Genomic DNA, 12,918 nt, shown 5'->3' with positions numbered 1-12,918 from the left:
CACGATCGTCCCATGCCGTCTGGCGAAGGCTGGATCGTGGCAGGGTGGGCGACGGTCGTCCCGCCCGACCGTGCAGAGTGCAGAAGGGCATTGGTAACGGACCGGACAGGCCCAACGTGTGCCTCTGCGCCGCCTACGCCGCGACGATCAGTTCCTTGATCCGCCCGGCCAGCGCCTCCATCGCGAACGGCTTGGTCATCACATGCATGCCGGGATCGAGATGGCCGTTGCCGACCACGGCGTTCTCCGCATAGCCGGTGATGAACAGGATCTTGAGGTCGGGCCGCCCAATGCGGGCTGCGTCCGCCATCTGTCGTCCGTTCATGCCGCCCGGCAAGCCGACATCCGTGACCAGCAGGTCGACACGCAGTTCCGATTGCAGCAGCTTCAATCCCGCCGCGCCATCCGCTGCCTCGATCGCCGCATAGCCCAGTTCCTCCAGAACCTCGACCACCAGCATCCGCACGGTCGGTTCGTCATCGACCACCAACACCGTCTCGCCAGCCTCGGCGCGCGGTGCGTCGGACAGTTCGACCTCGGTCGTGCCGTGCTCGGCGGCGCCGAAATGGCGGGGCAGGTAGACGCAGACGTTCGTGCCTTCGCCGACCTCGGAATAGATCCGCACCTGACCGCCCGACTGCCGCGCGAACCCGTAGATCATCGACAGGCCCAGCCCCGTGCCGAGCCCGAGCGGTTTGGTGGTGAAGAAGGGATCGAATGCCTTGGCGATCACGTCCGGGGTCATGCCGGTGCCGGTGTCCGATACGCACAGCGACACATACTGGCCGGCATCGAGTTCGCGTTCGCGTGCCGTCCTCGCGTCGATCCAGCGATTGGCGGTTTCGATCGTTAGTCGCCCGCCCTCCGGCATCGCATCGCGCGCGTTGATGCACAGATTGAGCAGTGCGTTCTCGAGCTGGTTAGGATCGACCAGGGTCGCCCACAGCCCGACCGCTTCGACGACCTCGACCTCGACTTCGGGGCCGACGGTCCGCCGCACCAGATCTTCCAGTCCGGATACCAACCGGTTGATGTCGGTCGGCTTCGGATCGAGCGTCTGCCGGCGCGAAAAGGCGAGCAGGCGGTGGGTGAGCGCGGCGGCACGCTTGGCGGCCCCCTGCGCGGCAAGCGAATAGCGCTCGACGTCGTTCAGCCGCCCCTGCGCGATGCGGATCCCGAGCAGTTCCAAGCTGCCGGTAATACCGGTCAGCAAGTTATTGAAATCATGAGCGATCCCGCCGGTCAACTGGCCGACTGCCTCCATCTTCTGACTCTGGCGGAGAGCTTCCTCGACGACCATCAACTCGCGCGTGCGTTCGGCCACCTGTTCCTCGAGCGTCTCGTTCCACCGCGCGAGTTCGGCGGTCTGGCGGCGGCTCTCGTCGATATCCGTATTGGTGCCGACCCAGCGAAGGATCGTACCGTCGCCGGCACGCACCGGTTCCGCGCGGACGAGGAACCATCGGTATTCCCCGGTGGCACCGCGCACGCGGAACTCGACCGAATACGGCTCGCCGGTCGCCAGCGAATGGCTCCAGCGGTCCGCGGCGAGCGACAGGTCGTCTGGATGCAGCATGCTGCCCCAGACTTGCGTCCCGTCGAGTCCGCCCGGTTCGAGGCCGTTATAGGCATAGACCTGCTGGTTGAACCAATAAAGGTATCCGTCGGGACGCGCGGCCCAAATCTGATTGGGGACGGCCTCGGCGAATACGCGGAACTGCTCGTCGCTCACCCGTCGCGCGTCTTCGGCACGCAGACGTTCGGTGGCCGTACGGACACGTTCGGCGACTTCGCGCATCAACAGCAGGTCGTCGTCGCTCCACACCCGCGCGGTCGCGTGGTTCGCGTAGAGCAGCGCGACGAAGTCATCCTGCTCGACCAGCGGCATGTTGACGAACGACCATGCGCTGATCCCCCGCAACGCGTCCGCGGTGTCCCGCGTTCGGTCGTCGCAGTCGACGTCGGCGATCGCGACCGTCACGCCGGCCTTCAGATCCTCGACATAGGATCCATAGGCGCGAAAATCGAGCGTACCGGCGAGCGTCGCGATACCGGGCGCGCACCAGTCGCGCTCGACCGTGATCGTCTCGTTCGCCTTGTCGATGATGCCGTAACCGATGCGGCTGACCTGGAGCGCCTTGCCGAGGATTTCCGAGGCGGCATAGGCAATCTCTTCGGGATGATGGAGGTCGCGGATCGCGTCGCTCAGTTCGAGCAGGGTGCGCTGGCGCAGGTCCGCCTGCTTGCGCTCGGTGATGTCGAAACTGACGCCGGGAAACCGCAGCGCGGTACCGTCCGGCGCGAGCCGACAACGGCCTTGCGCCGCCACCCACCGGATCGCACCATCCGGCTGGACGAGGCGATATTCCACCGCGAAGTCACCGCCGGCCCCGACCGCATCGGCTACCGCCGCGCGCGTGCCGGGGAGGTCGTCGGCGTGGATCTTGCCGAAGAACAGCTCGAGCGGCGCGCCCTTCCGGCCAAGTTCTGCCGGAACGCCGTGCAGCCGTGAGAAGCGCTCGTCTGCCTTGACCCGGTCGTTGGGAACGTCCCAGTCCCAGGTGCCGATGCCATTTCCCGCCGCGAGCGCTTGGTTGAGGCGCTCTTCGCTCTCCTGCGTCGCGATCGCCGCGCGGCGGCGTGCGGAGACGTCGTTGAACAGGATTGCCACCATCCTCGGCGAGCCGTCGCCAACCGGGAAGGCATGAACGTCGAACCAGCGTCCCATCGGTTCCGAGCCGTGATCGAACCGCGCGGGTTCGCCGGTCAGCGCGACGCGGCCGTACGTATCGAACCAGAACCGCTCGAGATCGGGGACGAGTTCGCTTGCCGTTCGGCCGACGGCGTCGACCAGTCCGGTCTGGCTTTCGAACTGCGGGTTGACCTCGACGAAACGGTAATCGACCGCGCGTTCGCCCTCGAACATCATCTCGATGATGCACAGTCCCGCGTCGATCGCCTCGAACAACGCCTGATAACGCTCCTGCGCCGGGATTACGGCATTCGGCGTGGTCTTTGGTCGCTGCATTATATCTCGAACGTCGGAGGGCGCGACCTCACGTGACAAGGCCGGCGAGCAAACGCATCAACGGGAAAGACGATCCCGCACGGTGGCTCGGATCATGCGCGTTCAGATCCTGCCCGCCCTTTCGAGCGCCAGTGGAAGCAGCCGCGCGAGGCGATCCGCCCAGGCATCGCAATCGGCGGCCGAACCCAGCAGGTCCTGCCGGATTTCGATCTCGGCATAGCCGCGGGCAGGGTAGGCGTGACGCGGGATCGTATAGTCGATCAGGTCCATGCGGTACGGTTCGTTGTCACCGACGGTGAGGTCCGGCTCCCTGCGCAGCACGTCGAGCAGGGCGTGTGCGAACACGGTATCGCCGCCGTCGTGGAGGATGCCGATCTGCCAGGGGCGTGCCTGATCGCGCATCGGGCCGCTCATCATGGGCGTGAAGCTGTGCAGCGCGATCACGACCGTCGGCATGGCCAGTGCATCGCGACGCGCGAGTTCGGCGGCGATCGCGGCGTGATAGGGCGCGTGGATCTCGGCGAAGCGTGCCGCGCGCTCCGCCTCGGTCAGCCCCGCGTTGCCCGGAACGAGCGTCCCGTCGCTGACCGTTGCGATGACGTCGGGCTGATCGGGGCTGCGGTTGCAGTCGATCACCAGCCGCGAATAGGTCTGGCGCACGAACACCGCATCGAGCCGCTCGGCCAGCAGCACGCCAAGCTCGCCGATGCCGATGTCCCAGCCGATGTGGCGCGACAGATCCGCATCGCCGAGCCCCAGCGAGTCCAGCCGTGCCGGAACCGCCTTTCCCGCATGATCGCCGATCAGCAGGAACGATGATGCGCCTGCCGGGTTGATCACCGTGACCGGAGAGGTATCCTCGGTCGTAAGCAGCGATTGGCTGACATTGCTGTTCATGCGACGTGGATCCCGGATGCCATCTCTAACGCTCTCTCATGTAACCAAATACTCGTACCGCAATCCGGTTGCGTTTGGCGAGCACCGGATCATGGTTCGCCCCCGTGAGAGCTACGATCAGCATCTGATCGATGCGCAACTGACGATCAGCCCCGAGCCCTCCGATGTCCGCTGGTTGCAGGACGTGTTCGGCAATTCGGTCGCGATCGCTACTTTCAAAAAGCGCGCGCGGGAGCTGGTCATCGACAGTACGGTGCGTCTTCTCCACACCCCGGCCGAGTTGCAGGACGTCGATATCGAGGATTACGCGCGGCTGTATCCCTTCACCTATTCGTCAGAGGAGATGCCCGACCTGCTTCGTTCGATCGAGCGCCAGCATCACGATCCGTTGCGCGAGATCGACACCTGGGCACGGCGGTTCGTCGGGACCGGCGGCCCCACCGATACGCTCGCGATGCTGTCCGAGATGACGGCGACGATCCGGCGTGAGTTCACCTACGTCCCGCGCCCCGAGAAGGGCACGCAGTCGCCGATGGAGACGCTGGCCAAGCGTAAGGGCACCTGCCGGGATTACGCGATGCTGATGATCGAGGCGGTTCGCGCGCTCGGCTTCGCGGCGCGGTTCATCTCGGGCTATGTCTACAATCCGACAAGTAGAGAGCAGCGGACCGGCGGCGGCAATACGCACGCCTGGGTTCGCGTGTACCTGCCCGGATCGGGCTGGGTCGAGTTCGATCCGACCAACGGCATCGTCGGCAACCGCGGCCTCGTCCGTGTCGCGGTCGCGCGCGACATCTATCAGGCAGTGCCGGTCTCCGGCACCTGGAGCGGCTTTCCGGGAAGCTTTCTCGACATGAGTGTGTCGGTCGACATCACCGTCGACGAGGTCGCCGCAGACTATCAACACTCATCGCTAACGGTTTGATAAGGGGGACTTCGATGCTGATCCGCGCTGGCTATACCATCCGCTTCGAAACCGACGTCGCGACACCGATGCTGACGATGTTGAGCATCCACCCATCGCGTAACAAGGATCTCGTCACCCCGCACCGGATCGTCGACGACCCCGATGTACCGGCGTATGATTATCTCGACGCGTTCGGCAACGTCTGCACGCGGATCACCGTTCCCAAGGGCGGCCTGACGCTATCGTGCGACTTCACGATCGAGGACAGCGGCGAGACTGACCCGGTGACGCCGGATGCGATCCAGCACGCCGTCGAGGATCTGCCCGACGATATCCTCATCTTCCTGCTCGGCAGCCGGTATTGCGAGACCGATCGTCTGTCGGAGACGGCATGGTCGCTGTTCGGGCACGTCCCGGCAGGCTGGCAGCGGGTCCAGGCGATCGTCGACTTTGCGCATAATCATGTCGAGTTCGGCTATCACTATGCCCGGCCGACCAAGACGGCGTGGGACGTCTACCAGGAGCGCCAGGGCGTGTGCCGCGATTTCGCCCACCTCGCGATCACGTTGTGCCGCTGCATGAACATCCCCGCCCGCTACTGCACCGGCTACCTCGGCGACATCGGCATCCCCCCGGTCGACGCGCCGATGGACTTTTCGGCGTGGTTCGACGTGTATCTCGGCGGAACATGGCATACGTTCGATGCACGCCACAATCGGCCGCGGATCGGCCGGATCCTGATGGCACGCGGCAGGGACGCGACCGATACGGCGCTCACGACCACCTTCGGTCCTGCGCGGCTGGTCGGCTTCGACGTGCATACCGACGAGGTCGTGTCGGCGGCCTAAAGCTGCCTCGGCGACAAGTTATCCCTTGTCGCGACCGCCGCGTTGGGCCTAACGGCTTCGATCCTTCAACTTATGCTGCGATGCACAACATGACCTCGACCCCCGACGACCAGTCCGCCCCGGCCAACGCGAACGCCCTGCTCTTGCAGGCGATCGCGCTGCGCAAGTGCATCACCGCGACGTATAACCGCATGGTCTGCACGCTGGCGCCGCACATCCTGTACACCAAGCACGATGACGTGTTCGTCGATGCGGTTACGCTGGAGCGCGACGGTCAACCGCCCAAGGAAATCAAGCTCGGCACGTTCAAGCTTGCCGGCCTGAAGGACATCGCGGTCACCGATCGTTCGTTCGTGCCCGACGCGATCTTCAATCCAGGCGACATCAAGTACGACCGCGTCACGCTGTTCGTCGTCGACCGTACCTGATTCCTACGCCGCCGCGGCAGGCAGCCAGGCGGTCTCGATCTCGCCATAGCGATCGGTGAACCCGGTCGCGGCGACCAGTGCGGCTTCGTCCATGATCTTCACGCGGCGGCCGGTCCGTTCGATCACGCCGGTCTTTTCCAGCGCGCGAATGGTCCGGTTGACGTGGACCTTGGTCAGACCCAGCGCATCGCCGATATCGGTCTGCGTCAGCGGCAGATCGAACGAGTCGACGATCCCGCCGGCCGTCACCCGCAATCGTGCGATGATATCGAGGAGCAACGTCGACAACCGCTCGCTCGCGCCCATCCGCCCGATCGTGGTCAGCCGATCGCTCATCGCGACATTCTCGGCGGCGGCGATCGCGTAAAGCAGCCCGCCGATCCGTGGTTGTGCGCGAAACAGGAGACCGAGTTCGGTCTTCGGCATCTCGATGACGGTGCAATCGGAGATCGCGGTGAGCGTAGCCGCCGCCTGCGACCATGCCATGCTCGACGTGCCGATCAGGTCGCCCGCATAATGGAACCGCAGGATCTGCCTGCCACCCGTGACGAGCTTGGTCGAGGAATGCAGCCACCCCTGGCGGACGACGTACAAGGCGTGGCTTTCGCCACCTTCCGCCATCAATACGTCGCCGGCCTTCAGCCGCCGCTCGCCTCTTTCGGCATGGAGGATCGCCTCGCGCTCCGCCTCGGTGAGATCCAGATGTCGCCCCAGCCGTGCGATCAAACCGCTCAATTGCATTCGAGTCCCTTTTTCTGCGCCACGCCTGCTGTTCGCTCGACAGCATAGCCCGTTACCTTCAGCGTGCGATGCACCGTCACCGCCTGGTAGATTTACCAGGCGATGGTGCCGGTGTCGCACCGATCCTAGCTACCTTGTCCTAACGCCGTTTCGACGAGTGGCGCAACGCGTGCTGCGATGCGATCCACGCCGACGGGGTTAGGATGAACCCGGTCCGCCTGCATCAGCTTGGCGTCGCCGATCACGCCGTCGAGAATGAAAGGGTAGAGCGATGCATGGTATGCCTTGGCAAGGTCGGGCCATATCCGATTGAATTGCGACGTGTATTCCGGGCCGAGGTTCGGCGGTGCCATCATCCCGGTCAGCATCGTCGGGATCCCGCGACGTTTTGCCTCCTCCAGCATCGCGGTCATGTTCGCGCGCGTCTCGGCGGGGGCGATCTGTCGCAGGACGTCGTTTCCGCCAAGCCCGATGAGTATGAGGTCCGGTTTGCGCGGCAGGTTGTCGAGCGCGAAGGCGAACCGCTGCCGCCCCGCCGCGCTGGTGTCGCCCGATACGCCGGCGTTTACGACGGTAGCGTTGATCCCGTCGCGTCGCAGCCTGTTCTGCACGGCATCGGGCAGGCTCTGGCCGCGATCGAGGCCGTATCCGGCGTACAGGCTGTCGCCGAACGCCAGGATCAGGCGAGCCGGTCCGCTTGGCGCCGGGGTCGCGGCCACGGGGGCAGGGGCCGGCACCGCGGTATTCTCGACCTGCGCAGGGGCGGGCGGCGCATCGTGCCTGTCGCAGCCGGTCAGCAACGCCGCTTGGAGAAGCAGCGCGCCCACCCCATAGAGTGTCCAGCGTCTGCCGTTTCGATTTTGCTCCAACGTGAAGATCTCCCACCGCCCATGACTGACATTGCGCCCGCGCTCGCTGCCGACGACCTACAGCCTGCCGCCAAGGACCAAGAGCTTGCTGGTGGGGACATGGTGATCTCGATCCGCGATGTCACCCTGACCCTAGGCGCATCGACCGCGGCGACGACGATATTGAAGGGTATCGACCTCGATATCGCGCGCGATACCAGCACCGCGCTGCTCGGACCGTCGGGATCGGGCAAGTCTTCGCTGATGGCGATCCTGGCGGGGCTCGAACAGGCGAGCGGTGGTCGCGTTCGGGTTGCCGGGCTGGATTTCGGGGCGCTCGACGAGGACGCGTTGTCGCGCGCGCGCCGGGGTCGCATCGGCATCGTCCTGCAGGCGTTCCATCTGCTGCCGACGATGACCGCGTTGGAGAACGTCGCCGTGCCGATGGAACTCGCCGGGATGGCGGACGCGTTCGATCGGGCGGAGGCCGAACTGCATGCGGTCGGGCTGTCGCATCGTATCGGCCATTATCCGACCCAATTGTCGGGCGGCGAACAGCAGCGCGTGGCGATCGCGCGCGCGCTCGGGCCACGGCCGGACATCGTGTTCGCGGACGAGCCTACCGGCAACCTCGATGCCGCGACCGGCGCGTCGATCATGGACCTGCTGTTCGATCGCCGCGCGGCCACCGGCGCGACGCTGATCGTGATCACGCATGACCCGGTCCTCGCGGCGCGCTGCGACAGGATCGTTGAACTTGCCGACGGCCGCATCCTGACGGACCACCAACGGTGAGCGACTGGCGGCTGGCGTGGCGGCTTGCGCGGCGTGAACTCGACCTGCGGTTCCGCGGACTTCGGCTGTTGCTCGCCTGCCTGTTCCTCGGGGTTGGCGCGTTGGCGGCGATCGGCAGCCTGACGCAGGCGATCGACACGGAACTTGCGTCTCGCGGGAGCGCGATCCTGGGCGGCGACGTCGAGTTCGCGGCCTCGCAACGTGCCGCCACGCAAGCCGAGCGCGCCGCGATGGCACGCCTTGGCACCGTCTCCGAAACGGTCCGGATGCAGGCGATGGCGGTGCGCGGCACCAACAGCGTGCCGATCGAACTCAAGGGCGTCGATGCCGTTTATCCCCTGTACGGCACGCTGGCAGTGCGTGGCGAAACGTCCGCGAAATCGCTCGATGCGAACACCGTCCTGATCGGACCGGCGCTGGCGGAGCGGCTTGGGATCGGGCGCGGCGCGCAACTGAGACTGGGAACCGCGGCGTTCACCGTCGGCGGCATCGTCACGAGCGAGCCGGACCGGCTGGGGGAGGGCTTCACGCTTGGCCCGGTCGCGATCGTGTCGCTCGACGGTATCGCCCGAACCGGGCTTGTCCAGCCGGGGAGCCTGTACGAGAGCAAATACCGCATCCGCCTGCCGACGGGAGCCTCCCCGACAGCGGCAACCGATCGCTTCAAGGCGGCGTTCGCGACCGGCGGCTGGGAAACCAAGACCCGCGATCGGGCCGCACCCGGCGCCGAGCGTTTCGTCGACCGGATGGGGCAGTTCCTTCTGCTCGTCGGCCTCTCTGCGCTGGTCATCGCCGGGATTGGTGTCGGCAACGGCGTATCGTCCTACCTGACCGCGCGCCGTGGCAGCATCGCCGCGTTGAAGGTGCTCGGCGCAACGTCGGGCATCGTGGCGCGGATCTACGTGCTGCAGGTCGCGGTCGTCGCGGCAATGGGAATCGCTGCCGGACTGATCGCGGGTCTCGTGACCGTGCCGTTGATCGTCTGGCTTGCGGGCGACGTCCTGCCGGTCGCACCCCGGTTCACCGTCCAGGCCGCACCGCTCGTGCTTGCCGCCGCCTATGGCATGCTGATCGCGTTGGCCTTCACGGCGCCACCGCTGATCGAGGCCGGACGTATTCCTGCCGCCGGGCTGTTGCGCGGACTGCCGGGCGAGCGCCGCGTTCCGCTGCGCCAAACCTTGCCTTGGGTCCTGGGTGCGGGCGCCGCCGTCGTCGCGCTGGCGCTGTCGACCGCCGAACAGCCATTGCTCAGCGCCGGGTTCCTCGCGGCCATCGCTGCCGTCCTCGCGATGCTCGCTCTGTTCGGATGGGGTGTCCGGCGCGGCGCGGCACTGCTGCCGAGGTCCAGGCGCCCTTTGTTACGGCTTGCGGTTGCCGGGCTGCATCGTCCCGGCGCGCGGACGGGCACGCTGGTCGTCGCGCTCGGCCTCGGTCTCACCTTGTTCGTCCTGCTCGCAGGCATTCGTACCAGCATCGATGCCAACATCGCGCGCACCGTGCCGAACCGTGCACCGGCCTTGTTCGCGCTCGATGTGCCCCCCGACCGCGAAGCCGAATTTCGCCGCACGATCGAGGGTATCGCGACGCACCCGGTGATCCGGACCGTGCCCGCGATGCGCGGCACCATCACGGGCTATGGTACGACGCGGGTTGCCGACCTCAAGGCGCTGCCCGAGGGCGCCTGGGCGTTGCGGGGCGAGCGCGGCCTGACCTATTCGGCGACCCTGCCAGAGGGAAGCGAACTGACCGCAGGCCGCTGGTGGCCGCGCAATTACCGCGGACCGCCCCTGGTTTCGATCGACGAGCGGTTGGCCAAGGTTCTCGACCTGAAGATCGGCGACCCGCTGAGCTACACGCTGCTCGGGGTCGAGCGGACCGCGCGGATCGCGTCCCTTCGCCGGATTAGCTGGGATACGCTGGGCTTCAATTTCGTGATGGTCTTCTCGCCCAATGCGATCGAGGACGCGCCGCATAATCTTGCTGCGACGATCGATCTCGCGCCCGGGCAAGAGTCGATGGTGATGCGCGCGCTGCTACCCCACTTCCCGTCGGTCTCGGTGATCGAGGTCCGCGGCGTGCTGGGCCAGGTGCGGGCAATCGTGACGCAGATGGCGAAGGCGATTACCGCCGCCGCGTCGGTCGCGATCCTCGCCGGTATCGCGGTGCTGATCGGGGCGATCGCGGCGGCGCGGGAGGCGCGTACGTATGACGGCGTGATCCTGCGGACGCTCGGCGCGACACGCTGGCAGGTGCTTGGCGTCCAGGCGCTGGAATATGCGTTTCTCAGCGGCGTCCTGTCGGTACTCGCGCTGCTGCTGGGACTTGGCGGGGCGTGGTATGTCGTGACGCAGCTGTTCACGTTCGAATGGCTGCCCGATTATGCGACCGTCCTTGTCACGTTGCTCGGCGGGGCGGGGCTGACCATGGCTATCGGGCTGATCGGTGCATGGCCGATCCTGGGTGCGCGACCCGCGCAGGCCTTGCGGCAACTCTAGCCGCCGATCCGGCACGTTTATGCGCGCGCCGCGTTAGGTGGGCGGAGGGATTTGCCCGCCGAACCGATCCCGAGGAGCAAGACGCTGGCCGATACCGATCACCCGATGGCGCATACCGCCACCAGCCCCTGGTCGATGTCGGCGAGCGAATGGTGGAAGGTCCTGAAGCGCACCTGGGCCGAGGGTAACGACGACAATATCGGCCTGATCGCGGCCGGCACCGCATTCTATGGGTTCGCCGCGATCGTCCCGCTGCTCGCGTCGGTCGTGTTGATCTACGGCCTGGTCGCGGACACGACGACGGTGGTCGCGAACATCCGCGCGTTGTTCAACGTCCTTCCGGAAGATGCGGCGCGCGTGATCGGCGACCAACTCGCCACGGTCGTCAATACGTCGGAAGGCAAAAAGGGGTTCGGTCTCGTCATCGCGCTTGGGATCGCGTTGTACGGCGGGACGAAGGGGGCATCGTCGATCGTTACCGCGCTGAACATCGCTTACGAAGAGAAGGAGACGCGAGGGTTCATCGCGCTGAACCTGCTCGCCTTTGCGATCACCGGGGGTGCCGTCCTGCTGGCGCTGGTCGCCGCGCTCTCGACAGCGGCGTTTGCGTTGCTCGACAGCCTGATACCCGGCGCGCCTGAAATCCTGCTCACAGCGATCCGCCTCGTGAGTTACGGCGTGCTCGCCTCGCTGGGCGTCACGGCGGCGGCATGCCTGTATCGGTTCGGCCCCAATCGGCACAAAGCCAAGTGGGCGTGGCTGACTCCCGGATCGCTGGCGGCAACGATTATCTGGTTGGGTGCGACGATCGGGTTCGGCGTCTACGTCTCGCGCTTCGGAAATTACGGCGCGACCTATGGATCGCTGAGCGCGGTCATCGTGCTGCTGACATGGCTGTGGCTCTCGGCCTACGTCTTCCTGCTTGGCGCAGAGCTGAATTCGGAACTCGAACACCAGACGACGAGCGATACGACGACCGGCGCCGCCACGCCGATGGGAACGCGGGGTGCGGCCGTCGCGGATACGGTTGCGACCGAAGTCGAGCCGCGACCAGTTGCTCGAACCGGAGAGCCGGACAGGGCAGGGATCTTGGCCGTCGCGCATCTGAGTGGCGTGCAGGCAGGCTTACCTGCATCGCTTCTGGCGCTCGGCGGACTGCGCTCGATCCGACGGGGTTCGCCGGTCGCGGGTCTTGGCATGATCGCCATCGGCGCAGTGCTCGCGCATCGGAAGCATACGGCATCCGACAAGGGGACGACGAACCCGCGAACCGAAGCCTGATGGCTTACGGGCAGTCGACCAAGCTGTTCTTCGACGGCGGGTGCCGGCCGAACCCCGGCCCGATCGAATGCGCAGTCGTCCGCAAGGGTGTCACGCATTACCGCCACGATCTGGGCAACGGCAGCAACAGCGACGCCGAATGGCTGGCGGCCATTCATGCGCTGGAGGTCGCAGCCATGAACGGCGACCGCGATATCACGCTGATCGGCGATTCCACGCTGGTCGTGACCCAGGCCAAGGGAACGGCGCGGTGCTGCTCGGTAGAGCTCGAGGCACACCGGGTAACGTTCGAGCAACTGGCGATCCGTTTCGACCGGCTTCGCATACGACATATTGGGCGAGCCCAGAACCTTGCCGGCATTGCGCTCGCGAAACTGCACCCTCGCTGAGGGTCACACGGCGACACTCAGCGCCACTGAGCGTGCGAGCTTTGAATTTTCCGAAAAGTGACCTGAAACTGTAAAAAAGCGTTTGACGGTATCGGGAGGTGGCCCTAGAGGGGTGTCACCGCAGCGGAGTGCCTCACGGCTTCTGCGACGGTCGCAAAAAACCGGATGCTGCAAGCTTCTTCTACGGGAGGGGTTATGCGAGTGTCGGTATTTTTGTCGGCTCTTTGACATTGTAGGTTAAGATGAAGGGACATGTGGGCG

The 12,918-nt window shown here is 65.8% G+C and carries 11 protein-coding genes; 7 read left to right on the top strand and 4 right to left on the bottom strand.

Annotation, left to right across the window (positions count from 1 at the left end; all coding sequences use genetic code 11):
• Positions 1-133: 133 nt before the first annotated feature.
• Together IFT67_RS12990 and IFT67_RS12985 are read right to left on the bottom strand one after the other, a co-directional pair.
• Positions 134-3,028, bottom strand: coding sequence for a PAS domain-containing protein (locus IFT67_RS12990; protein WP_192238704.1), 2,895 nt, complete (start codon positions 3,026-3,028; stop codon positions 134-136).
• A 102-nt stretch (positions 3,029-3,130) separates the two neighbouring features.
• Complete coding sequence (locus IFT67_RS12985) at positions 3,131-3,925, bottom strand: N-formylglutamate amidohydrolase (protein WP_192238703.1); 795 nt, start codon at positions 3,923-3,925, stop codon at positions 3,131-3,133.
• On the opposite strand from IFT67_RS12985, the gene IFT67_RS12980 reads away from it, so the two are divergent.
• The 3 genes from IFT67_RS12980 (at position 3,924) to IFT67_RS12970 (ending at position 6,108) form a co-directional block, all read left to right on the top strand.
• Positions 3,924-4,850: a transglutaminase family protein gene (locus IFT67_RS12980; protein WP_342450616.1), complete on the top strand. Its 927-nt coding sequence runs from the start codon at positions 3,924-3,926 to the stop codon at positions 4,848-4,850. The two genes, IFT67_RS12985 and IFT67_RS12980, sit on opposite strands and share 2 nt — an antisense overlap.
• Positions 4,851-4,864: 14 nt before the next feature.
• Positions 4,865-5,680 (top strand): transglutaminase-like domain-containing protein, encoded by an 816-nt coding sequence (locus IFT67_RS12975; protein ID WP_192238701.1) that lies wholly within the window; start codon positions 4,865-4,867, stop codon positions 5,678-5,680.
• Between the two features lie 89 nt (positions 5,681-5,769).
• Positions 5,770-6,108 carry a WYL domain-containing protein gene (locus IFT67_RS12970; protein ID WP_192238700.1) on the top strand — a complete coding sequence of 113 codons (339 nt, stop codon included), beginning with the start codon at positions 5,770-5,772 and terminating at the stop codon, positions 6,106-6,108.
• Positions 6,109-6,111: 3 nt separating this feature from the next.
• On the opposite strand, the gene IFT67_RS12965 is transcribed toward IFT67_RS12970, so the two are convergent.
• Complete coding sequence (locus IFT67_RS12965; RefSeq protein WP_192238699.1) at positions 6,112-6,843, bottom strand: Crp/Fnr family transcriptional regulator; 732 nt, start codon at positions 6,841-6,843, stop codon at positions 6,112-6,114.
• 131 nt (positions 6,844-6,974) lie between these two features.
• On the bottom strand, positions 6,975-7,676 hold the full coding sequence (locus IFT67_RS12960) for an arylesterase (RefSeq protein WP_342450615.1): 702 nt from the start codon (positions 7,674-7,676) through the stop codon (positions 6,975-6,977).
• A gap of 141 nt (positions 7,677-7,817) precedes the next feature.
• Between IFT67_RS12960 and IFT67_RS12955 the strand changes: the two genes are divergently transcribed.
• The 4 genes from IFT67_RS12955 to IFT67_RS12940 are packed head-to-tail and all read left to right on the top strand — an operon-like array spanning position 7,818 to position 12,657.
• On the top strand, positions 7,818-8,492 hold the full coding sequence (locus tag IFT67_RS12955) for an ABC transporter ATP-binding protein (RefSeq protein WP_192239121.1): 675 nt from the start codon (positions 7,818-7,820) through the stop codon (positions 8,490-8,492).
• Positions 8,489-10,987, top strand: coding sequence for an ABC transporter permease (locus IFT67_RS12950; RefSeq protein ID WP_342450614.1), 2,499 nt, complete (start codon positions 8,489-8,491; stop codon positions 10,985-10,987). Before IFT67_RS12955 ends, IFT67_RS12950 begins: the two co-directional genes overlap by 4 nt.
• A gap of 51 nt (positions 10,988-11,038) precedes the next feature.
• On the top strand, positions 11,039-12,268 hold the full coding sequence (locus IFT67_RS12945; protein WP_244647387.1) for a YihY/virulence factor BrkB family protein: 1,230 nt from the start codon (positions 11,039-11,041) through the stop codon (positions 12,266-12,268).
• A complete protein-coding gene (locus IFT67_RS12940) occupies positions 12,268-12,657 on the top strand; it encodes a reverse transcriptase-like protein (protein ID WP_192238697.1) in 390 nt (129 codons plus the stop codon). Before IFT67_RS12945 ends, IFT67_RS12940 begins: the two co-directional genes overlap by 1 nt.
• Positions 12,658-12,918 lie beyond the last annotated feature (261 nt).

The sequence above is a fragment of the Sphingomonas sp. CFBP 13728 genome, from assembly GCF_014841895.1.
In the GTDB taxonomy this organism is placed as follows: Bacteria; Pseudomonadota; Alphaproteobacteria; order Sphingomonadales; family Sphingomonadaceae; genus Sphingomonas.
Note: the sequence above shows the minus strand (reverse complement) of the source record. Positions and strands in the feature narration are given on the sequence as shown.